Origin of the sequence: Nocardioides zeicaulis (genome assembly GCF_042432345.1) — a bacterium.
GTDB classification, from domain to species: Bacteria; Actinomycetota; Actinomycetes; order Propionibacteriales; family Nocardioidaceae; genus Nocardioides; species Nocardioides zeicaulis.
Window position 1 is genome coordinate 23309 of record NZ_JBHLXH010000001.1, and the last position, 21058, is coordinate 44366.

The following is a 21058-nucleotide window of genomic DNA, read 5'->3' on the forward strand; positions in this document are numbered from 1 at the left end:
CCGGCCACCCTAGCCGCGCAGCGGCTTCGGGCGGCGCAGACCCGCAGATCGCAGCGCGACGACGAGCTCGCGCGACGACACGGGCACCGCGCCGGCGGCGACCATCGCCTCGTAGTGCTCGGCGGGGACGTCGTAGTGGTCGCCGTCCCAGCCCCGCGCCGGGACGCCGTGGGCCGCGGCGAAGGCGTGCACCTCGTCGTAGGAGGTGTCGCTGGCCAGGTGGGACCAGAGCCGGTCCCAGCGAGGCACGCGGGGCGGATCGATGAGGATCATCGCCGCCGAGCCTAGCGAGCGCTCAGGAGCGTTGGGCCCGGGCGCTGGCGTAGAGGCACACGGCCGCGGCCGTCGAGAGGTTGAGGCTCTCGGCGCGGCCGAGGATGGGGATGGCGACGCGGTGGTCGGCCACCGCGGCGAGCTCGTCTGGCAGGCCCCACGCCTCGTTGCCGAACAGCCACGCCGTCGGCCCGGTGAGGTCGGCGTCGAAGAGGTCGACCTCGCCCGCGCCGTCGGCGGCCAGGACGGTCAGGCCGCGGTGCTGCGCCGCGCGCACGGCGGCGACCGGGTCGGGCTCGAGGGCCAGCGGGAGGTGGAACAGGCTGCCGACCGTCGCCCGGACGGTCTTGGCGTTGTAGGGGTCGACGGACTGCCCCGCCAGCACGACGCCGTCGGCGCCGGCGGCGTCGGCCGTGCGGATCACGGTGCCGGCGTTGCCGGGGTCGCGCACGTCGGCGCAGATCGCCAGCAGCCGGGGCGCGGCCTCGACGACCCGCTCCAGCGGCGCGTCGACCGGACGGCACACCGCGACGACCCCCGCGGGCGACACCGAGTCCGACAGGGAGTCCATCGCGCGGTCGTCGACGAGGGTGACCTCGACGCCCGCCAGGAGGGCGGCGTGCTGCTCCCGCGCCTGCGCGGTGGCGAAGACCTCGACCACGCAGCCAGCGACCGACAGCGCACCCTCGACGGCCTTCGGGCCGTCAGCGAGGAAGAGCCGCCGCTCGGTGCGTACCGAGCGGCGGCTCAGCTTGCGAGCCTCCTTGACGCGGCTGTTGCCGACGGCCAGAGGGGTGCTCATGTGGCTCAGGCGGAGACCTTGGGCGCGTTGACGTCCTCGGGCAGCGCGGCCTTGGCGGCCTCGACGAGCGCGGCGAAGGCCGGGGCGTCGTTGACGGCGAGCTCGGCGAGGATCTTCCGGTCGACCTCGATGCCGGCCAGGCCGAGGCCCTGGATGAAGCGGTTGTAGGTCATGCCGTTGGCGCGGGCCGCGGCGTTGATGCGCTGGATCCAGAGCTTGCGGAAGTTGCCCTTGTTCTTGCGGCGGTCGTTGTAGCTGTAGACCAGCGAGTGGGTGACCTGCTCCTTGGCCTTGCGGTAGAGCCGCGAGCGCTGGCCGCGGTAGCCGCTGGCCCGCTCGAGGGTGGTACGACGCTTCTTCTGGGCGTTCACTGCGCGCTTGACGCGTGCCATGGGTTACTCCTTGGTGCGGATGAAGATCAGATGGACGGCGGCTGGGCCACCAGGGGGTGTGCGGTGGGTGGCCTCAGATGCCGAGCATCTTCTTGGCGCGGGCGACGTCGGCCTTCTCGAGCTCGACGACGCCGGCGTTGCGGCGGTGCTTCTTGCGACTGCCCGTGGTCGGGGCGGACGCGAACGCAGCGCCGGACTTGCGGCCGGCCTGCAGGCGCTGGATCTTGCCCGAGCCGGTCACCTTGAAGCGCTTCTTCGCGCCCGAGTGGGTCTTGTTCTTCGGCATGTCTGCCTCACCTTCTTGTGCGTGGTTCGGGGTGTGTGGCGGCCGACGGTGCGGCCGTTGTCACGGCTCCGGCCGATGTCACGGCTTCGCCGCGACCTGCTCGATCGAGCCCTTCGCTTCGCTCAGGCCTCGATCTCAGGGTCCAGGTTCTCGGAGCGGCGACGCTCCTTCTTCTGGGCCACCGGGCCGGCCGCGTGGGCTGCCTCGCGCTCGGCGTCCTCCTCGGCCTTGCGCTCGGCGCGGGCCTGCTCCTTCGAGGCACGGGCCGCGTCGGCGTCGATCTTGGCGTCGGCCTTCTTCTTGTGCGGGCCGATCACCATCGTCATGTTGCGGCCGTCCTGCTTGGGCGAGGACTCGACGAAGCCGAGCTCCTGCACGTCCTCGGCCAGCTTCTGCAGGAGGCGGAAGCCGAGCTCGGGGCGGTGCTGCTCGCGACCGCGGAACATGATCGTGATCTTGACCTTGTCGCCCGCACCGAGGAACCGCACGACGTGACCCTTCTTGGTCTCGTAGTCGTGCTTGTCGATCTTCGGCCGGAGCTTCATCTCCTTGATGATCACGTTCGTCTGGTTACGACGCGACTCGCGGGCCTTCTGGGCGTTCTCGTACTTGAACTTGCCGTAGTCCATGAGCTTGCAGACAGGGGGACGTCCCTGCGGAGCGATCTCGACGAGGTCGAGGTCGGCCTCCTGGGCCAGCTTCAGGGCCTGGTCGGTCGGCACGATCCCCACGGTCTCGCCGTTGGGTCCGACGAGCCGGACCTCGGGTACGCGGATCCGCTCGTTGATGCGCAGCTCGGTGCTGATGGGTCCTCCAGTGGTTCGGGTGGGTGGGAGCTGCTGCCCGCCCGGAACTGGTGTGCCCCGGAAATGAACAATGGCTCCCGCTGTGTGCCAAGCGGGAGCCAGTCGACGACCCGTCCCCGAGCTCTCGGGAACTGGTGACCACCGTCGCGCGCGGCGCGGTGGCTACTGGGACCTGGACCCGACGATCTGTGGTGCAGGGCGATCGGTGCGGGTGGGAGACGGGTGCTGCTTGCCTCCGCTTGGCGGGATCTGCGACGCGGGTGGTGCATGCGTCACTGATCGGTCAACACGGAAGGTTAGCCGATCATTCCGCCGAGGGGCCAATCCAGCCGTGACCGCCCGCTCCCGTGTCGTCACCGAGGGCGACCAGCCGCCACCCCGCGGCGAGCCGGGCGAGGTCGTCGCCGTCGACGACGTAGGTCGCTGGGCCGGCGAGGTCGACCAGCAGCGCCTCCGCCCCGTCCTGGACGGCGGCGGTGGCGGCGGTGCCCGCGGTCACCGGCACCGGCCGCGCGGCGGGGTCCCAGCGCGCCATCGCCGCGGTCGAGGTGAAGGCCAGCAGCCCGGTGCTGCCGTCGCCGGCCTGCACCAGCACCGCCGCCATGTCGGACGACTTGTCGTGGGCCAGGCCGTGGTCGTCGACCTCGACCTCCCCCAGGACCGCCACGACCGGGACCAGCAGCCGCGCGTCCTGCAGCACCGACAGCACGGCGGCCGAGGTCACCGCGCCGGCGGCGTGGTCGGTGAGCACCCGCGCCAGCGCCGGGTCGGCCGCACCGCGGTCGTCGGCGAACCCGGGGTCGGGGATGGTGCGCACCAGGGCCTCGCCGTGAGGGCCGGGGTGAGGGCCGGGGTGAGGGCCGGGGTGAGGGCCGGGTTGAGGGTCGGGGTGGGGGTCAGCGCCGGGGTCGTGGGCCACGCCGTCATTGTCCCGCAGGCGTGGTCCGCTGTGGGAGTGTGGGGCCCGTGGAGGAGACGACCTGGGCAGCACTGACCGCAGCGCTCACCGTCGCGGGGGCGATCTGGACGTGGATCGCGTTCCGGCGCCGCGGGGCCGCCAACGGCCTGCGGGCCCTGGGCTTCACGCTGCTCCCCGCCGCCGCCTGGCTGACCGGCACCCTGCGCACGGTCGTGGAGATCGGCAGCGCGCTCACCGACTGGGCCACCGGCCTGGTGTTCGACGTGCGCACCTGGACAGGGGTCGGGCTCGCCGGGCTGGCCCTGCTGCTCCTGGTGGTGAGCGGCTTCATCCGTGACCGCCAGCTCGCGCGCGGCCAGGCCGCCGGGAAGCGCGGCGCCGACGCCGGACGCGGGAGGCAGGCCCGGCCCGAGGAGCTGCCGACGGCGGGCCGGTCGGGTCGCGGCGCGCCGGTGCTCGACGACGACATGGCCGACATCGAGGCGCTGCTGCGGAAGCGGGGCATCGAGTGAGCGACTCCTTCGTCGACCGCAACCGCCTGTGGTCGCGGCTCGGCGCCGCCGTCGCCACGCTGCCCGAGCCGCCGGCGACGCCGATCGCGGTCGTCGACCTCGACGCGTTCGACGCGAACGCCGACGACCTGGTGCGACGGGCCGCCGGCAAGCCGGTGCGGGTGGCCTCCAAGTCGTTGCGCGTGCCCGCGCTGGTCCGCCGGGCGCTCGACCACGACGGGTTCGCCGGTGTGCTGGCCTTCACCGTCGCCGAGGCGCTGTGGCTGCACGAGACCGGCGTCAGCGACGACATCGTGGTCGCCTACCCCAGCGTCGACACCGCCGCCCTCGCCCGGCTCACCGCCTCGCCGTCGGCGGCGGCCGCCATCACCCTGATGGTCGACGACGTCGCCCTCCTCGACGTCGTCGACTCCACCCGCGCCTCCCGGGCCGTCCCCGTGCGGGTCGCCCTCGACGTCGACGCCGGACTCCGCCTGGGCGGCCAGCACATCGGCCCCAAGCGCTCCCCGCTCTTCGACACCGCCGGCATCGTCGCGCTGGCACGCCGGGTCGTCGAGCGCGACGGCTTCCGGCTCGTCGGCGTGATGACCTACGAGGGTCAGGTCGCCGGCGTGCAGGACGACGTGCCCGACCAGCGCACGAAGTCGCTGCTCGTGCGCCGCCTCAAGCAGGCCTCGATGGCGCAGCTCGAGGTGCGCCGACGCGAGGTCGCCGAGGCCCTGGCACCCCTCGCGGACCTCGAGTTCTGGAACGGCGGTGGCTCCGGCTCGGTGGAGGCGACGGCCGCCGACCGCGCGGTCACCGAGATCGCCGCGGGCTCGGGCCTGCTCGTGCCGGGCGTCTTCGACCACTACGCCTCGTTCGAGCCGCGGCCCGCAGCGTTCTTCGGGCTGCGGGTCAGCCGGAGACCGACACCGCAGGTCGTCACCGTCCACGGGGGCGGGCTCATCGCGAGCGGGCCGACGGGTGCCGACCGCTCCCCCGTCCCGTGGGCACCGCCGGGCCTCCACCTGACCGGGCTGGAGGGGGCGGGCGAGGTCCAGACGCCGCTGACCGGGCACCCCGCCGCGACGCTCTCGATCGGCGACCTGGTCTGGTTCCGCCACGCGAAGTCGGGCGAGCTGTTCGAGCACGTCCGCGACGTGCACCTGGTGCGCGGGGAGGCCGTCGTCGACGTCGTGCCCTCCTACCGCGGCTGCGACCGTGCCTTCTGACCCCCAGCGCGTCGCTGCAGAGGTGAGCGGACTGCTGCTGTCGCGACCGCCGACGCTGGGCACGGGTCGGCTGGTGTGCGTCGACGGACCCGCCGGCTCGGGCAAGACGACGCTGGCGGCCGCGCTCGGCGTCGCCCTCCCGACCGCAACGGTCGTGCACTGCGACGAGCTGCTGCAGGGCTGGCGCGGCCTGCCGGGCCTGGCCGCCACGGTCGAGCGGCTCGTCCGGCCGCTCGCCCGGGACGAGCCGGGCACGTGGCGGCGCTGGGACTGGCTGGCCGACGACTGGGCCGAGTCGCACACCGTGGCGCCCGGGGGCGTCCTCGTGCTGGAGGGCGTCGGCTGCTGGTCACCGGCGATCGCGCCGCTCGTGGGTGTGCTGGTGTGGGTCGAGACGGAGTCGGCCGTCCGCCTGGCCCGGGGGATCGCGCGCGACGGCGAGCAGATGCGCCCGCACTGGGAGCAGTGGCGCCTCGACGAGCAGGCCCTCTTCTCGGCGCTCGGCACCCGCGACCACGCCGACCTGGTGGTCGACACCGGCGCATAGGGTGGCCGGCATGGTGTCGCCGAGCGGGGAGCAGTACGAGATCGCGGCGGCGGGCTACGCCGCGGTGGTCACCGAGAGCGGCGGCGCCCTGCGCAGCCTGACCCACCACGGCCGCGACCTGGTCGACGGCTTCGGACCCGACGAGCTCTCGAGCGGTGGACGCGGGCAGCTGCTCATGCCGTGGCCCAACCGGATCCGCGACGGCCGGTACTCCTTCGGCGGCAAGGACCACCAGCTCGGCCTCACCGACCCGGGCCACGGCAACGCCTCCCACGGCCTGGCTCGGTGGGCGTCGTGGTCGCTCGAGGAGCACACCGCGACGTCGGTGTCCCTGGTCTACCGCGTGCTCGCCCAGACCGGCTACCCGTGGACGCTCGACCTCCACGTGCGCTACGACCTCTCGGCCGACGGGCTCGTCGTCACGCAGACGGCCACCAACCTCGCCGACTCCCCCGCGCCCTACGCCAGCGGCGCGCACCCCTACCTCCGCGTGGGCGACGGCATCGAGGACCTCGAGCTGACCGTGCCCGCCCGCACCCGCCTCGTGGTGGACGACCAGCTGGTGCCGACAGGCACGGAGCCGGTGGCCGACCCGTACGACTTCACCTCGCCCCGGCGCATCGGCGACCTCCGCCTGGACACGGCCTTCGGCTCCCTCGACCGCGTCGACGGACGGGCCACGGTCGTCCTGCGCGACCCCGCGAGCGGTCGGGGCGTCGAGCTCTGGGTCGACGAGCACCACCACTGGCTCCAGGTCTTCACCCCGCCCGCGGACGGGGCCCGTCCCGGCCTCGCCGTCGAGCCGATGACCGCACCTGCCGATGCGTTCAACTCCGGCACCGACCTGGTCACCCTCTCCCCCGCCGGCACCGCCGGCGACGAGCTGTCGGCGTCCTGGGGGATCCAGGCCACCTGAGCGGCCAGGCCACCTGGGCGGCTAGGGCCGCTCGTCGCCGGGCCCGGCCGCGTCGAGCAGCGCCCGCAGCTGGCGCACGCCGTCGCGCGCGCGACGACCGTCGGAGCCCTGGAACGCCATCGCCGACAAGGTGGTGCCGTCGGCGAGGTCGAGCGTCGCCCAGGGGGCGCCGGGCGGCAGGTGCACGCCCACGACCTCGGCCCACTCCAGCTGCCGGGTGCGGAACCCGTTGACGACCAGCAGCGAGTCCCGCCGGGCCGTGAGCCGCGCTCGCGCCAGCGCCCACCCGCAGGTGCCGAGACCGGCGCCCATCGCCAGCACGGTGAACCGCTGCAGCCCGCTGAACCGGGCCCGCACCGACGGGTCGAAGCCGTACCAGGCGGCCACGCACACCGCGAGCAGCATCAGCCCGACCCCGATCACGGCCACGCGGACGCCGAAGGGGCGCCAGGTGTGCGGGAGGCTGGGGAGCGGGCGGTCCGCCCGCGCCTCAGAGCCGGCAGGCACTGATGTCCGTCAGCAGGATCGCGCGGGCGCCCGTGGACCACAGGTCGTCCATCAGGCGCTGGGAGCCGGCGCGCGGCACCATCACGCGGACCGCGACCCAGCCGGACTTCCCGAGCGGGGAGATCGTCGGCCCCTCGCGACCGGGCGCGAGCCGGGTGGCGCGCTCGAGGTTCGACTCCTCGATGTCGTAGTCCATCATCACGTAGCTGCGGGCGACCAGGACGCCCTCGATCCGGCGACGGAACACCTCGAAGTCGTCGGGCACCGCGCCGCCCCGGGCGATGAGCACCGCCTCGGACTCCAGGATGACCTCGCCGAAGGTGGCCAGCCCGGCCGCGCGCAGCGTCGAGCCGGTCTCCACCACGTCGGCGATGACGTCGGCGACGCCCAGCTGGATGCTGGTCTCGACCGCGCCGTCGAGGCGGGTCACCGTGGCGTCGATGCCGTGCCGGAAGAGGTGGTCCTCGACCACGCCGACGTAGGAGGTGGCGATGCGCAGACCGGCCAGGTCGTCGAGCGAGGAGTAGCGGCCCGCCGGTCCGGCGAAGTGGAAGCGCGAGCGCCCGAAGCCGAGGGTCATCACCTCGTCGGCCTTGGCGCCCGAGTCGAGCAGCAGGTCGCGGCCGGTGATGCCGACGTCGAGGGTGCCCTCGCCGACGTAGAGCGCGATGTCGCGCGGGCGCAGGTAGAAGAACTCGACGTCGTTGGCCGTGTCGACGAGCGCGAGCTCCTTGGAGTCCGAGCGCTGGCGGTAGCCGGCCTCGCGGAGGATCTCCGTGGCGGCCTGGGACAGGGCCCCCTTGTTGGGGACGGCGATGCGGAGGGTCATGGGCGGGTCACCGGGGCTCTCACAGGTGGGCGTAGACGTCGTCGAGGGTTAGGCCGGAGGCCAGCATGAGGACCTGCGCGTGGTAGAGCAGCTGGCTGATCTCCAGCGCGGTCGCGTCCTTGCCCTCGTGCTCGGCCGCCATCCAGGACTCCGCGGCCTCCTCCAGCAGCTTCTTGCCGATGGCATGGACCCCGGCGTCGAGCTCCGCCACGGTGCCGGACCCCTCGGGGCGCTCAACAGCCTTCGTGGACAGCTCCGACCACAGGTCCTCGAACGTCTTCACGGGCCCAGCCTAGTTGCGGGCGGACCGGCGTCGCGCCACGGGTCCGCGCCCGGACCACCCCTTCGAGCGGTGGCGCTGTCGGAGACGCGGCGTACGGTCGAGCCATGACCCAGTCGAACACACCTTCGAACGATCCCGCCCCCGACGCCGACCGCCTCGGCGACCCCGAGGACACCCTCGGCGGGCCGCAGGGCGACACCACGCGCAAGGACCCCGAGGAGTGGGTCACCGGCGACGAGCCGATGACCGGTGCCCAGCGGAGCTATCTCGACACGCTCGCCCGCGAGGCCGGCGAGGAGCTTCCCGGCGACCTCACCAAGGCGGAGGCCTCCGAGCACATCGACCGCCTCCAGGCCAGGAGCGACCGGACCTCCTGACCCGCCTCACCCGTCCGCCGGCGGTGGCGTGAACCGCCAGCCGCCGGCGAGCAGCTCGGGGACGACCTCGGCGAGGGCGGCGACCGTGCCGGAGCGGTCGCCGCCTCCGTCGTGGACCGTGACGATCCCGCCGGGTCGCACCGCTCGACGCAGCGCGGTGACGAGCCCGCCGACGTCCTGGGTGAGCCAGTCGCCGATCGTGGCGCCCACGTCCAGCGGACGCATCCCGAGCTCGCGCGCCACCCCCGCGCTCCTCCCCCAGCTGCCGTTGGGCGCCCGGAACCACGGCACGGGCGGACGGGGGTCACCGAGCGCCTCGCCGATCGCCGCGGTCGTCGCGACGAGCGACTCGCGCACGCGGGCGCTCGACCACGTGCCGAGGTCGGCGTAGGACCACGCGTGGTTGCCCAGCCCGTGCCCCTCCCGGGCGATCCGGCGCACCAGGTCGGCGCCACCGGGGGCGCGCACGCGGCTCCCCACCAGGCAGAACGTCGCCCGGACGCCGTGCTCACCGAGGAGGTCGAGCACCGCACGGGTGTCGGAGCCGTTCGGGCCGTCGTCGACCGTGAGCGCCACGGACCGCTCAGCGAAAACGTTATCGACAACGATTGACACCATGCGTCGAGGATGCCACGTTGGTGTGACGTCGGTCGCACTCTTCCGCTGGCCGGTGGACCCGCACGTCGACCCGAGGAGTCCTCGATGAAGCAGATCCCGACCCTGCGCACCCTGGCCACCGGCACCGCGGTGGGCGTCGTCGCCTGCCTGCTGGCCGCGTGCGGCGGAGGCAGCGACGCGTCGTCCGGCGACGACAGCACGATCACCTGGTGGCACAACTCCAACAACGACCCGGGCAAGGGCTACTACGAGCAGGTGGCGGCCGACTTCGAGGACGACCACCCCGGCGTCACCGTGGAGATCCAGGCCCTCCAGCACGAGGACATGCTCACCAAGCTCGACGCCGCGTTCCAGAGCGGCGACACCCCCGACGTCTACATGGAGCGCGGCGGCGGCGAGCTCGCCGACCACGTCGAGGCGGGCCTGACCCGTGACCTCTCCGAGGACTCCGCCGACGTCATCGACACGCTCGGCGGCTCGGTCGCCGGGTGGCAGGTCGACGACCGCACCTACGCCCTGCCGTTCTCCCTCGGCGTGGTCGGCTTCTGGTACGACAAGGCGATGTTCGAGGAGGCGGGCATCTCCTCGCCGCCGGCCTCCTGGGACGAGATGTACGACGTCGTCGACCAGCTCGAGGACGCCGGCGTGACCCCGCTGTCGGTCGGGGCCGGAGACGCGTGGCCGGCCGCCCACTACTGGTACTACTTCTCGCTGCGTGAGTGCTCCCAGGACGTGCTGTCCGACGCGGTGACCTCGCTCGACTTCTCCGACGACTGCTTCGTGCGGGCCGGTGACGACGTCGAGGAGCTGGTGGCGGCCGACCCGTTCAACAAGGGCTTCCTGTCCACGTCCGCCCAGACGGGCCCGACCAGCGCGTCCGGCCTCCTCGCCACCGGCAAGGTCGCGATGGAGATGCAGGGCCACTGGGAGCCGGGCGTGATGCAGGGCCTGACCGAGGACGGCTCCGGGCTCGACGACGACCTCGGCTGGTTCGCGTTCCCGTCGGTCGACGGCGGCGAGGGCGACCCGGCCGCCGCGCTCGGCGGCGGCGACGCGTGGGCGGTCTCGCAGGGTGCGCCCGACGTGGCCGTGGACTTCGTCAACTACCTGCTCAGCGACGACGTGCAGCGCGGCTTCGCCGAGAACGACATGGGACTGCCCACCAACCCGGCCGCCGGCGACGCCGTCTCCGACCCGGCGCTCGCCTCGCTGCTCGAGGTGCGCGACGACGCCCCCTACGTCCAGCTCTACTTCGACACGGCCTTCGGTGCCTCGGTCGGCGGTGCGATGAACGACGCCATCGCCCTGATGTTCGCCGGGCAGGCCACCTCCCAGGACGTGGTCGAGGCCACGCAGGCCGCGGCCGACGCCGAGGGGTGAGCGCGCCGACCCCCCGTCGTCGACCGGGGGGCGCGCGGCAGGCGCTGGAGGTGGCGTTCTTCGTCACCCCGGCCCTGGCCCTGTTCGCCCTCTTCGTCGTCTGGCCGATCCTGCGGGCTGTCCAGTTCTCCTTCTACCGGTGGAAGGGGTTCGGCCCGCTCGTCGACTTCGTCGGGCTCCGCAACTACACCACCGTCCTGGGCAACGACGTCTTCACCGACGCGTTCGTCCACAACATGGTGATCGTGGTGCTCTCGGTTGCCGTGCAGCTCCCGCTCGGCCTCGCGATCGCGCTGCTCCTCAACCGCCGGATGCGCGGGCAGGGCGTGCTGCGCACAGTGATCTTCGTGCCCTACGTTCTCGCCGAGGTGATCGCCGGGGTCGTGTGGTTCCAGCTGCTCCAGCCGGAGTACGGCGTCGTCGACTCGCTGCTCGGCGCCGTGGGCCTCGACGGGCCCGAGCAGGGCTGGCTCGGCACGCCCGACCGGGCGCTGATCACCGTGTTCGTGGTGCTCACGTGGAAGTACCTGGGCCTGGCCGTGCTGCTCTTCCTGGCCGGCCTGCAGGGCGTGCCCGACGAGCTGGTGGAGGCCGCCCAGATCGACGGCGCCGGCTGGTGGCAGGTGCAGCGGCGGATCACCGTGCCGCTGCTGGGACCGACCATCCGCGTGTGGGCCTTCCTGTCGATGATCGGGTCGGTGCAGCTCTTCGACATCGTGTGGATCCTCACCGGCGGGGGGCCGGCCAACGCGACCACCACGATGGCGACGTTCCTCGTCACCGAGGGCACGAAGCGCCAGAACTACGGCATCGCCGCGGCCGCGTCCGTCGTGCTGTTCGTGGTGGCGCTGGTGATGGCCCTCGCCTACCAGCTGCTGGTGCTGCGCCGCGACACCCGCGTCGAGGTGACGTCGTGACCCGGCGGCGGCAGGACGGCGGCACGCCGCTGGTGTGGCTGGCCTCGCTCGTCGTCGTGGCGCTGACGCTCGGTCCGGTGCTCTACGCCGTGCTGGGCGGCTTCCGCACCAACGCCCAGCTCGCGGCCGACCCCGCCGGGCTGCCGAGGCCGTGGGTGCTCGACAACTACCGGGCGGTCCTCACCAGCGGGACGTTCTGGACATACGCCCTCAACTCCACCGTGATCGCCACGGTGACGACGCTCGTGACCGTCGTCCTGGGCCTCATGGCGGCCTACCCCCTCGCCCGCTTCCACTTCCGGGGCCGCGAGGTGGTCTACCTGGTGTTCGTGCTCGGGCTGCTCTTCCCGCTGACCGTGGCGATCATCCCGCTGTTCGTCCTGGTCACCCGCGACCTCCAGCTCGGCAACACCTGGTGGGGCGTCGCGCTCCCCCAGGCGGCGTTCGCCCTGCCGGTCACCGTGGTGATCCTGCGCCCGTTCCTGATGGCGCTGCCCCTCGAGCTGGAGGAGGCCGCCGCCCTCGACGGCGTCTCGCGGATCGGCTTCTTCTGGCGCATCGCGGTGCCGCTGTCGATGCCGGGCGTGGTGACGGTCGGGGTGCTGGCCTTCGTCGGCTCCTGGAACGCCTACCTGCTGCCCCTGCTGCTGCTCCAGGGCGACCGCAAGACCCTGCCGCTCGGGGTGGCGGACTTCTCGACGCAGTACTCCTCCGACACCGCCGGGGTGTTCGCGTTCACCACCCTGGCCATGATCCCGGCCCTCGCCTTCTTCCTCGTCCTCCAGCGCCGCATCGTCGGCGGGCTGCAGGGCGCGGTCAAGGGCTGAGCGCCCCCCTCTCGAGCCACCACAGAAAGGCGACCCACGTGACCGACGTGACCTCTCCGACCTCCCGGGCGACCGCTCGGGCGGCCGACCACGCGAGCGAGCTGCTCGCGCGGATGACGCTGGAGGAGAAGCTGGCGCAGCTGGTGGGCTTCTGGGACCAGGGCGACGGCGACGCCGTGGCGCCGCTGCAGGGCGACTTCGCCGGCGAGTCCACGCTCGAGGCCGCCGTGCAGCACGGCCTGGGCCAGCTGACCCGCGTGTACGGCACCACGCCCGTCGACCCGGTGGAGCGAGCCGCGTGGCTGTGGGCGTTCCAGCGGCGCCTGGTCGAGGAGACCCGCCTCGGCATCCCGGCGCTGGTGCACGAGGAGTGCCTCACCGGGCTGGCCGCCTGGCGCGCGGCGACCTTTCCCACGCCGCTGGCGTGGGGGGCGAGCTTCGACCCCGACCTCGTCCACGAGATGGCCGCCGCCATCGGCGCCTCCATGCGCGAGCTCGGGATCCACCAGGGGCTGGCGCCGGTGCTCGACGTCGTGCGCGACCCGCGCTGGGGTCGTGTCGAGGAGTGCCTGGGCGAGGACCCGTACCTCGTCGGCGTGCTCGGGACGTCCTACGTCACCGGGCTGCAGTCGAGCGGCGTGCACGCCACCCTCAAGCACTTCGTCGGCTACTCGGCGTCCGCCGCGGGACGCAACTTCGCCCCGGTGCACGTCGGCCCGCGCGAGCTCGCCGACGTGCTGCTGCCGCCCTTCGAGATGGCGGTCCTCGACGGCGGGGTGCGGTCGGTGATGAACTCGTACGCCGAGATCGACGGGCTCCCGGTCGCCGCCGACCCGGCGCTGCTGACCGGCCTGCTGCGCGAGCAGTGGGGCTTCGAGGGCACCGTCGTGGCCGACTACTACTCCATCGCCTTCCTCCACCACCTCCACGACGTCGCGGGCGACCTCGCCGACGCTGCGGGCCAGGCGCTCGGCGCCGGCATCGACGTCGAGCTGCCCACCGGCAACGCCTATCTGGCCCCCCTCGCCGAGGCGGTGCGCACCGGTCGCGTGCCGGAGGCCCACGTCGACCGCGCGGTCGAGCGGGTGCTGCGCCAGAAGGCCGACCTCGGTCTCCTCGACGCGGCGCCCGACGACGGTCCGCCGGCACGGGTAGACCTCGACACCCCGCACCACCGCGACGTCGCCCGCCGGCTGGCCGAGGAGTCGGTGGTGCTGCTCGCCAACGACGGCGTGCTTCCCCTCGCCGCCCCGCCGTCGATCGCGCTCGTGGGCCCGAACGCCGACCGGGTCGAGGCGATGTTCGGGTGCTACGCGTTCGCCAACCACGTGCTCCCCCAGCACCCCGGCGTGCCCGTCGGCATCGAGGTCGCCACGGTCCGCGAGGCGCTTGCCGGCGAGCTGCCGGGCGCGCAGGTCCGGCACGCCTCCGGGTGCACGGTCACCGGCGACGACAGCGCCGGCCTCGCCGAGGCCGTGGAGCTCGCAGCGGCAGCGGCGGTGGCCGTCGTCGTGGTGGGCGACCAGTCGGGCCTCTTCGGCCGCGGCACGTCGGGCGAGGGGTGCGACACCGACGACCTCGAGCTCCCGGGCGTGCAGCGGCTCCTGGTCGAGCAGGTCGTGGCCACCGGCACGCCGACCGTCCTCGTGGTGCTGTCCGGGCGCCCCTACGCGATCGGCTGGGCGCTGGAGACCTGCGCCGCGGTCGTCCAGGCGTTCTTCCCCGGCGAGGAGGGCGCCCCGGCGGTGGCGGGCGTGCTGTCGGGACGGGTGAACCCGTCCGGGCGCCTGCCCGTCACCCTGCCCCGGTCGGCCGGCGCACAGCCCTACGGCTACCTCCACCCGCGCCTGGGCGGTGACGTCGAGGTGAGCAGCGTGGCGACGCAGCCGGCGCTGCCGTTCGGGCACGGCCTGTCCTACACCTCCTTCGAGCGCGAGGTGGTCGAGGTCGCGGACGGTGCGAGCACCCGGTCGGGCGTCCGCGTCACCGTGCGCGTCACCAACACCGGCGACCGGGCCGGCGCCGACGTGGTGCAGCTCTACGGGCGTGACGTGGTGGCGAGCGTGACCCGGCCGCTGGCCCAGCTGCTCGGCTTCCGCCGCGTGGTGCTGGCGCCGGGCGCGACCGCTCTGGTCGAGCTGGACGTGCCGCCGGCGCGCCTGGCGTTCACCGGCCGCGACGGCACACGCGTCGTCGAGCCCGGGACGCTGCTGCTGTGGACCGGCACGTCGCAGCCTCCGGCCGGAGACGTCCACGAGGTCGACCTGGCGGGGCCGGTGCACCGGGTCGGGCTGGCGGACCGACGGGTCACCACGACCCGCTGCCGGTGAGCGTCAGCGCGGCGGGGCGGCGCACGACTGGCGCACCACCAGCTGCGTGGGTAGCCGGACGTGGGCGGGCTCCCCGTCCGCGCCGTCCTGCAGGAGCTCGACGAGGACCTCGACGGCCCGCCGTCCCATCTCGTGCAGCGGCTGGGCCACCGTGGTCAGCCCGGGGTCGGTGAGCGCCGACTCCGGGACGTTGTCGAAGCCGACCACCGACAGGTCGTCGGGCACCCGCAGGCCCAGCTCGGCGGCCACCGCCATCGTGTGGATCGCGGTGAGGTCGTTGGCGGCGAAGACCGCGGTGGGGCGGTCGGCACCGGTGAGCATCTCCCTGACCACCGCGTCCGCCGACTCGGCGCGGTAGCCGCCGACCCGCACGAGCGACTCGTCGACGGCGAGCCCGGCCGCGGCCATCGCACGCCGGAACCCCTCCTCGCGCAGCCGCGCCGACTCCAGGTCGTCGCGACCGGCCAGGTGGGCGATCCTGCGGTGGCCGAGCCCGATGAGGTGCTCGACCGCGCTCATGGCGCCGGCGAGGTTGTCGGAGTCGACCGTCGGGACCTCGGAGGGACCGGTGTGGGGGTCGACCGCGACCACCGGGATGCCGTTGCCCGCGTCGACCACGGTGGGCGTGACCACGATCGCACCGTCGACCAGCGAGCCGCCCAGGCGCGCCAGGGAGCGGCGCTCCCAGCCGACCCCGCCACCCGAGCGGCCGCCGGAGAAGGCGAGCAGCTCGAAGTCGGTGTGGCCCACGGCCTCCGAGACGCCCTTGAGCAGCTCGGTGCTGAACGGCTCGAACTCGGCGAGCAGCACGCCGAGCACGTTGGTGCGGTGGCTGCGCAGGCTGCTCGCGCCGAGACTGGCCTCGTAGCCGAGGTCGCCGACCACGGCCAGCACCCGCTCGACCGTGGCGGCGGACACGCCCCAGCGCCCGTTGACGACCTTCGAGACGGTGGCGACCGAGACGCCGGCCTCCCGCGCGACGTCGGCCATCTTGACCCGTCCCGACTGGCTCATGGCCGGATCCTAGCCGCGCGCGACGCTGCCGCGTCCGCTCCGCGCCGTGCCCCGCCCGGCCGGCCTCAGCGCTGCGCCAGCGTGCGCAGGACGAGCGCGGTGGAGACCGCGGCGTGGGCCGCCTCGGCGCCCTTGTCCTCCGTCGAGCCCTCGAGCCCGGCGCGGTCGAGGGCCTGCTGGTCGGTGTCGCAGGTGAGGACGCCGAACCCGACAGGCACCCCGTGGTCGAGGCCCACGCGGGTCAGCCCCTGGGTGGCGGCGGAGCAGACGTAGTCGAAGTGGGGCGTGCCGCCGCGGACGACGACGCCGAGCGCCACCACCGCGTCGTACCCGGCGCGGGCCGCGGCGTCGGCGGCGACGGGCAGCTCGAACGTCCCGGGGACGCGCACGACCGCGGGGTCGACGACGCCGCACGCCGCGAGCATCCGGTCCGCACCGGCCAGCAGTCCGTCCATCACCTCGGTGTGCCAGCTCGCCGCGACCACGGCGACGCGCAGCCCGCTGCCGTCGACGGGCTCGGGGACGGGTGCTCCGTGTCCGCTCATGCGTGGTCTCCCTCGGGGTCGGTCGGGTCGGTCAGGTCGGGCAGGTCGTGGCCCATCCGGTCGCGCTTGGTGAGCAGGTAGCCCACGTTGTGGTCGTTGGGGTGCGGGGTCAGCGGGACCCGCTCGGCCACGTGGACCCCGAAGTCCTCCAGGCTGGCGGTCTTGTCGGGGTTGTTGGTCATCAGCCGGACCGACGCGATGCCGAGGTCGCGCAGGACCTGGGTCGCGGTGCCGTAGTGGCGTGCGTCGGCGGGCAGGCCGAGGTCGAGGTTCGCGTCGACCGTGTCGCGGCCGCCGTCCTGGAGCTGGTAGGCCTGCAGCTTGGCGACGAGGCCGATGCCGCGGCCCTCGTGCCCGCGCAGGTAGACCACCACTCCCCTGCCCTCCGCGACGACGGCGGCGAGCGCCTCGTCGAGCTGGGGGCCGCAGTCGCAGCGCTGGCTGCCGAACACGTCGCCGGTCAGGCACTCGCTGTGCACGCGGGTGAGCACCGGCTCGGGGCCGCTGACGTCGCCGTGCACCAGCGCGACGTGCTCGCTGCCGTCGATGGTGATCCGGTAGCCGTAGGCGGTGAAGTCGCCGTGCCGCGTCGGCAGCCGGGTCTCCGCGACCCGCTCGACGTGGCGCTCGTGGCGTCGCCGGTGGCGGACGAGGTCCTCGATGGAGATCATCGCCAGCCCGTGCTCGTCGGCGAAGGCGCGCAGCTCGGGGGCGCGCTTCATGGTGCCGTCGTCGTTGACGACCTCCACCAGCACGCCGGCGGGCGTCAGCCCGGCGAGGCGGGCGAGGTCGACCGCGGCCTCCGTGTGCCCGCGGCGCACCAGCACGCCGCCCTCCCGGTAGCGCAGGGGGAACACGTGGCCGGGACGGGTGAGCTCCCACGGCTCGGTCGCGGAGTCGGCCAGCACCCGGGCGGTGTGGGCACGGTCGGCGGCGCTGATGCCGGTGCTGACGCCGTCGCGGGCGTCGACGGAGATCGTGTAGGCCGTGCGGAGCCGGTCCTTGTTGTGCGGCGTCATCAGCGGGATCTCCAGCCGCTCCAGCATGTCGCCGGGCATCGGCACGCAGATCACGCCGCTGGAGTGCCGGATGGTGAAGGCCATCAGCTCCGGTGTCGCCTTGGCGGCCGCGAAGATGATGTCGCCCTCGTTCTCGCGGTCCTCGTCGTCGACCACCACGACGGCCCGGCCGGCCGCGATGTCCGCGACCGCCCGCTCCACGGGGTCGAGCCGGACCGTCCCGCTCATGCCGGGACCGCCTCGTCCTCGTCCACCGTGCTGGTGTCGACCACGCTGCGCGCGTCGCGCAGCCACACCACGAAGCCGACCACGACGAAGCAGGCGTAGAAGAGGTACATCCCGGCCGTCGGGTAGTAGCCGGCCTGGATGAGCGTCGTGACGCCGACGACGTCGACCAGGATCCAGACCAGCCAGAACTCCACCCACCCGCGGGCCATGCCGTAGGTCGCGAGCATCGACCCGGCGAGGATCCACGCCTCGGTGGACGGGCCGTAGGAGCCGAGCACCTGCGTCAGCAGGACGTACGCCGCGGCGTAGCCCACGACGCCCAGCGCGAGCAGTTGCAGGCGCTCGGCGCTGGTCGCCCAGCGCGGCGCGATCGCGCCCCCGTCGGAGGCGCCGCCGTGCGTGCGCACCTGCGACCAGCGCCACCAGCCGTAGAGCGACACGACGGCGAAGAAGACCTGGCGCCCGGCCTGGCCCCACAGCGGCTCGTCGATGTGGCCGGAGAGCTCACCGGTGGCGAAGACGGTGAACAGCAGCACGTTGCCGACCAGGCCGACCGGCCAGGCCCACACGAAGCGCTTCATGCCGAGGATCGCGCTGGCGAGCCCGAACAGGTTGCCGATCACCTCGCGGGCGCCGAGCTCGCCCCCGGGAACCGGGATGGTGCCGTGGACGAGCCACTCGAGCAGGTCGTTCATCAGTCTTCCTCGTCATTCGTGGAACGGTGGGTGGGGAGGTGGGCGCCGAGCAGCTTCTCGACGTGCTTGGCGATGACGTCGGCCTCGAGGTTGACCCGGTCGCCGGGCCTGCGCGATCCGAGCGTGGTGCGGGCGAGGGTCTCGGGGATCAGGCTGACGGTGAAGCTGTCCTCGAAGGCCTCGACGACGGTGAGGCTGACGCCGTCCACCGTGATCGAGCCCTTGTCGACGAGGTAGCGCGCGAGGTGGCCGGGGAGCGAGACCTCCACGACGTCCCAGTGCTCGCTGGGCGAGCGGGAGACGATCTCGCCGACGCCGTCGACGTGGCCCTGGACGATGTGGCCGCCGAGCCGCTTGTCGACGGTGACCGCGCGCTCGAGGTTGACCCGGTCGCCCGGGACGACGCCGCGCAGCGAGGTCTTGTCGAGGGTCTCCTGCATGACGTCGGCGGTCCAGCGGCCCTCGCCGAGCTCGGCGACCGTGAGGCAGCAGCCGTTGACGGAGATGGAGTCGCCCAGGCCCGTTCCCTCGAGCACGGTGGCGGCCTCGATGGTGAGCCGGATGGCGTCGCCCTGGTCGACGACTGCGGCGACGGTGCCGAGCTCCTCGACGATCCCGGTGAACATCAGGTCCTCCTCATGGTGAGGCGCACGTTGGTGTCCTCACCGTCGTGGCCCTGCAGGACCGTCACGTCGGTGACGTGCAGGTGCAGGGCGTCGGTCATGGTGGTGATGCCGAGGTCGGCCACGGCGGACGCGCCGGAGCCGAGCAGCATCGGTGCGACGTAGGCGACGACCTCGTCGACCAGGTCGGCCTCGAGGAACGCGCGGGCCAGGGTCGGCCCGCCCTCGAGGAAGACGTGCTGGCGCTGGCGCTCGTGGAGCATCGCCAGCGCCTCGCGCGGGTCACGGGTGCGCAGGTGCACGGTCTCGGCGCGGTCGTTGAGGATCCGACGCCCCGCCGGCAGGTCGCGCAGGCCCATGACGGCGCGCAGCGGCTGGACCGCCACCGGCTCGTCGGCGTCGTCGCGGACGGTGAGCTCGGGGTCGTCGACGACCACGGTGCCCGAGCCGACCAGCATCGTGTCGCACTGGGCGCGCAGGCGGTGGGTGTCGCGGCGCGAGGCGGTGCTCGAGACCCAGCGGCTCGTGCCGTCGGCGGCCGCGCTGCGACCGTCGAGGGTGGTGGCGAACTTCCAGGTCACGAACGGGCGCCGGCGCATGAGCGCGAAGGTCCAGGTGCGGTTGATCGCCTGCGCCTCCTCGATCATCTCCGCCCCGACCACCTCGACCCCGGCCTCCCGCAGCCGACGCGCGCCGCCGACGGCGATCGGGTTGGAGTCGGGCTGGGCGAAGACGACGCGCCGCACGCCGGCGGCGATGAGCGCCTCGCTGCACGGGCCCGTGCGGCCGGTGTGGTTGCACGGCTCGAGGGTGACCACGGCGGTGGCTCCCCGCGCGGCGGCGCCGGCCTCGGCCAGCGCGGCGGCCTCGGCGTGCGGCGTGCCGGCCCCGCGGTGGAAGCCCTCCGCGATCGTGGACCCGTCGGGGGCGAGCAGGACGCAGCCGACGCGGGGGTTGGGGCCGAGGGGGACGCCGGGCGTGACCGCCAGCTCGAGCGCACGGCGCATCGCGCGGCGCTCGGCGTCATTGGTCGTCATGTCCTGCCTCCGGTCCGTGGGAGCGGACTCGTGGGGGCTGGACGACGAGCACGCCTCGGTCGGAGGTCCGGTCGAGGAGGTCGTGCGGTCGGTCGCGTGCGCTTCTCATCCGGACTTTGACCGTCGGTCCAGGAGTTCCACCTGGTCAACCGGCCACTGGCTGTGGCCGGGTCGCGGACTTTCACCGCCGGTGCGGAGTTCCACCGCCCCCAGAGCACGCTTGCTCAAGCTTCGTTGCAGGTCGCAACTGTGCCACAGCCCCCGGCATTCCCTCACCGGCGTCCGCCGGTGACGTGCGCAACATCTTCCGTGCACCCGGTCGGTGGGGGCGATCACCCCGCCAGGGGCGGTCGCGGCTCAGACCTGGTCGAGGAACCGGTCGAAGACGCGGGCACCGAACTCCAGGGCGTCGACCGGCACCCGCTCGTCGACTCCGTGGAACAGCGCGGTGAAGTCGAGGTCGGCAGGCAGCCGCAGCGGCGCGAAGCCGTAGGAGCGCATCCCGAGCTTGCGGAAGTGCTTGGCGTCGGTGCCGCCGCTCATCGTGTAGGGCGCGACCAGCGCGTCGGGGTCCTCGGCCAGCAGGCTGCGGGTCATCGCGTCCACCAGGTCGCCGTCGTACGGCGTCTCCCAGGGCTGCTGGTGCGACTCGAAGTCGAACTCGATGCCGTCGCCGGCCAGCTCGCGCAGCGTGGCGAAGAACTCGTCCTCGTAGCCGGGCAGGAACCGGCCGTCGACCGTGGCGCGGGCCTCGGTCGGGATGACGTTGGTCTTGTAGCCGGCGCCGAGCATCGTGGGGTTCGCGGTGTTGCGGATGACCGCGCCGAGCATCCGGGCGGCGTCGCCGAACTCCTCGACGAGGGCCTCGGCGTTGTCGGGGGTGGCCTCGGTGCCGGCGAGCTCGCCGACGGTGGCCAGCAGGACCTCCATGGTCGGGGTCAGCCGCACCGGCCACTGGTGGGCGCCGATCCGCGCGACGGCGCCCGCGAGGCGGGTGACGGCGTTGTCGCCGTTGATCATCGAGCCGTGCCCGGCACGACCGCGGGCGGTGAGCCGCATCCAGGCCATGCCCTTCTCCGCCGCCTCGATGAGGTACACCCGGCGGCCACGGACGGTGGCGGAGAAGCCGCCGACCTCGCCGCCCGCCTCGGAGCAGTCGGCG

General features: G+C 73.5%; 26 protein-coding genes and 1 riboswitch. Of the genes, 9 read left to right on the top strand and 17 right to left on the bottom strand.

Going from position 1 to position 21058, the window contains the following annotated elements; all coding sequences use genetic code 11:
• Positions 1-9 precede the first annotated feature (9 nt).
• The 6 genes from ACFFJG_RS00110 to ACFFJG_RS00135 all read right to left on the bottom strand — a co-directional run bounded on the left by ACFFJG_RS00110 (position 10) and on the right by ACFFJG_RS00135 (position 3376).
• Entirely contained in the window at positions 10-273 is a 264-nt protein-coding gene (locus ACFFJG_RS00110; protein ID WP_378516584.1) for a DUF4031 domain-containing protein, read from the bottom strand.
• Positions 274-295: 22 nt separating this feature from the next.
• Positions 296-1075, bottom strand: coding sequence for a TrmH family RNA methyltransferase (locus ACFFJG_RS00115; RefSeq protein ID WP_378516585.1), 780 nt, complete (start codon positions 1073-1075; stop codon positions 296-298).
• A gap of 5 nt (positions 1076-1080) precedes the next feature.
• A complete protein-coding gene (gene rplT, locus ACFFJG_RS00120) occupies positions 1081-1467 on the bottom strand; it encodes a 50S ribosomal protein L20 (RefSeq protein WP_090971165.1) in 387 nt (128 codons plus the stop codon).
• Positions 1468-1540: 73 nt separating this feature from the next.
• Positions 1541-1753 (bottom strand): large ribosomal subunit protein bL35, encoded by a 213-nt coding sequence (locus ACFFJG_RS00125; protein WP_211731670.1) that lies wholly within the window; start codon positions 1751-1753, stop codon positions 1541-1543.
• A 122-nt stretch (positions 1754-1875) separates the two neighbouring features.
• Positions 1876-2631, bottom strand: a complete 756-nt coding sequence (gene infC / locus ACFFJG_RS00130) for a translation initiation factor IF-3 (RefSeq protein ID WP_378519427.1) — start codon at positions 2629-2631, stop codon at positions 1876-1878.
• 232 nt (positions 2632-2863) lie between these two features.
• Complete coding sequence (locus ACFFJG_RS00135) at positions 2864-3376, bottom strand: SseB family protein (RefSeq protein ID WP_378516586.1); 513 nt, start codon at positions 3374-3376, stop codon at positions 2864-2866.
• 149 nt (positions 3377-3525) lie between these two features.
• Between ACFFJG_RS00135 and ACFFJG_RS00140 the strand changes: the two genes are divergently transcribed.
• From ACFFJG_RS00140 to ACFFJG_RS00155, 4 genes are read left to right on the top strand one after another with little or no spacing between them, the layout of a single operon-like run.
• Complete coding sequence (locus ACFFJG_RS00140) at positions 3526-3990, top strand: hypothetical protein (RefSeq protein WP_378516587.1); 465 nt, start codon at positions 3526-3528, stop codon at positions 3988-3990.
• A complete protein-coding gene (locus tag ACFFJG_RS00145; RefSeq protein WP_378516588.1) occupies positions 3987-5204 on the top strand; it encodes an amino acid deaminase/aldolase in 1218 nt (405 codons plus the stop codon). The genes ACFFJG_RS00140 and ACFFJG_RS00145 overlap by 4 nt, the downstream gene beginning before the upstream one ends.
• A gap of 22 nt (positions 5205-5226) precedes the next feature.
• Complete coding sequence (locus tag ACFFJG_RS00150; protein ID WP_378516589.1) at positions 5227-5751, top strand: uridine kinase family protein; 525 nt, start codon at positions 5227-5229, stop codon at positions 5749-5751.
• A gap of 10 nt (positions 5752-5761) precedes the next feature.
• Positions 5762-6667 carry an aldose 1-epimerase family protein gene (locus ACFFJG_RS00155; RefSeq protein ID WP_378516590.1) on the top strand — a complete coding sequence of 302 codons (906 nt, stop codon included), beginning with the start codon at positions 5762-5764 and terminating at the stop codon, positions 6665-6667.
• 21 nt (positions 6668-6688) lie between these two features.
• Here the strand turns inward: ACFFJG_RS00155 and ACFFJG_RS00160 are convergent, their stop codons facing one another.
• Genes ACFFJG_RS00160 through ACFFJG_RS00170 form a run of 3 tightly spaced genes read right to left on the bottom strand, consistent with a single transcriptional unit; the run spans position 6689 to position 8286 of the window.
• Positions 6689-7174, bottom strand: coding sequence for a PH domain-containing protein (locus ACFFJG_RS00160; RefSeq protein ID WP_378516591.1), 486 nt, complete (start codon positions 7172-7174; stop codon positions 6689-6691).
• The gene (gene hisG, locus ACFFJG_RS00165; RefSeq protein ID WP_378516592.1) at positions 7158-8003 is read right to left on the bottom strand and encodes an ATP phosphoribosyltransferase; all 846 of its coding nucleotides are present in this window, start codon (positions 8001-8003) and stop codon (positions 7158-7160) included. Before hisG ends, ACFFJG_RS00160 begins: the two co-directional genes overlap by 17 nt.
• Positions 8004-8022: 19 nt before the next feature.
• Entirely contained in the window at positions 8023-8286 is a 264-nt protein-coding gene (locus tag ACFFJG_RS00170; protein WP_378516593.1) for a phosphoribosyl-ATP diphosphatase, read from the bottom strand.
• A 104-nt stretch (positions 8287-8390) separates the two neighbouring features.
• On the opposite strand from ACFFJG_RS00170, the gene ACFFJG_RS00175 reads away from it, so the two are divergent.
• Entirely contained in the window at positions 8391-8663 is a 273-nt protein-coding gene (locus ACFFJG_RS00175) for a DUF3072 domain-containing protein (protein WP_378516594.1), read from the top strand.
• Positions 8664-8669: 6 nt separating this feature from the next.
• On the opposite strand, the gene ACFFJG_RS00180 is transcribed toward ACFFJG_RS00175, so the two are convergent.
• Positions 8670-9239 carry a polysaccharide deacetylase family protein gene (locus ACFFJG_RS00180; RefSeq protein WP_378516595.1) on the bottom strand — a complete coding sequence of 190 codons (570 nt, stop codon included), beginning with the start codon at positions 9237-9239 and terminating at the stop codon, positions 8670-8672.
• A 126-nt stretch (positions 9240-9365) separates the two neighbouring features.
• On the opposite strand from ACFFJG_RS00180, the gene ACFFJG_RS00185 reads away from it, so the two are divergent.
• From ACFFJG_RS00185 to ACFFJG_RS00200, 4 genes are read left to right on the top strand one after another with little or no spacing between them, the layout of a single operon-like run.
• On the top strand, positions 9366-10661 hold the full coding sequence (locus ACFFJG_RS00185) for an ABC transporter substrate-binding protein (protein ID WP_378516596.1): 1296 nt from the start codon (positions 9366-9368) through the stop codon (positions 10659-10661).
• Between the two features lie 50 nt (positions 10662-10711).
• On the top strand, positions 10712-11578 hold the full coding sequence (locus ACFFJG_RS00190) for a carbohydrate ABC transporter permease (protein WP_378516597.1): 867 nt from the start codon (positions 10712-10714) through the stop codon (positions 11576-11578).
• Positions 11575-12405, top strand: a complete 831-nt coding sequence (locus tag ACFFJG_RS00195) for a carbohydrate ABC transporter permease (protein ID WP_378516598.1) — start codon at positions 11575-11577, stop codon at positions 12403-12405. The genes ACFFJG_RS00190 and ACFFJG_RS00195 overlap by 4 nt, the downstream gene beginning before the upstream one ends.
• Positions 12406-12443: 38 nt before the next feature.
• A complete protein-coding gene (locus ACFFJG_RS00200) occupies positions 12444-14735 on the top strand; it encodes a beta-xylosidase/alpha-l-arabinosidase (protein WP_378516599.1) in 2292 nt (763 codons plus the stop codon).
• 3 nt (positions 14736-14738) lie between these two features.
• Here the strand turns inward: ACFFJG_RS00200 and ACFFJG_RS00205 are convergent, their stop codons facing one another.
• The 7 genes from ACFFJG_RS00205 to ACFFJG_RS00235 all read right to left on the bottom strand — a co-directional run.
• Positions 14739-15749, bottom strand: a complete 1011-nt coding sequence (locus ACFFJG_RS00205; protein WP_378516600.1) for a LacI family DNA-binding transcriptional regulator — start codon at positions 15747-15749, stop codon at positions 14739-14741.
• Positions 15750-15814: 65 nt separating this feature from the next.
• Positions 15815-16294: a 6,7-dimethyl-8-ribityllumazine synthase gene (gene ribH, locus ACFFJG_RS00210; protein ID WP_378516601.1), complete on the bottom strand. Its 480-nt coding sequence runs from the start codon at positions 16292-16294 to the stop codon at positions 15815-15817.
• The gene (locus ACFFJG_RS00215) at positions 16291-17541 is read right to left on the bottom strand and encodes a bifunctional 3,4-dihydroxy-2-butanone-4-phosphate synthase/GTP cyclohydrolase II (protein ID WP_378516602.1); all 1251 of its coding nucleotides are present in this window, start codon (positions 17539-17541) and stop codon (positions 16291-16293) included. Before ACFFJG_RS00215 ends, ribH begins: the two co-directional genes overlap by 4 nt.
• Positions 17538-18236 (bottom strand): nicotinamide riboside transporter PnuC, encoded by a 699-nt coding sequence (pnuC, locus tag ACFFJG_RS00220; RefSeq protein WP_378516603.1) that lies wholly within the window; start codon positions 18234-18236, stop codon positions 17538-17540. The genes ACFFJG_RS00215 and pnuC overlap by 4 nt, the downstream gene beginning before the upstream one ends.
• Entirely contained in the window at positions 18236-18862 is a 627-nt protein-coding gene (locus ACFFJG_RS00225) for a riboflavin synthase (RefSeq protein ID WP_378516604.1), read from the bottom strand. Before ACFFJG_RS00225 ends, pnuC begins: the two co-directional genes overlap by 1 nt.
• Entirely contained in the window at positions 18862-19896 is a 1035-nt protein-coding gene (ribD, locus tag ACFFJG_RS00230; RefSeq protein ID WP_378516605.1) for a bifunctional diaminohydroxyphosphoribosylaminopyrimidine deaminase/5-amino-6-(5-phosphoribosylamino)uracil reductase RibD, read from the bottom strand. The genes ACFFJG_RS00225 and ribD overlap by 1 nt, the downstream gene beginning before the upstream one ends.
• A 92-nt stretch (positions 19897-19988) precedes the next feature.
• A riboswitch (FMN riboswitch) is annotated at positions 19989-20118 on the bottom strand.
• A gap of 135 nt (positions 20119-20253) precedes the next feature.
• Positions 20254-21058 (bottom strand): M20/M25/M40 family metallo-hydrolase (locus tag ACFFJG_RS00235; protein ID WP_378516606.1); only part of this gene is annotated, 805 nt, incomplete at its 5' end.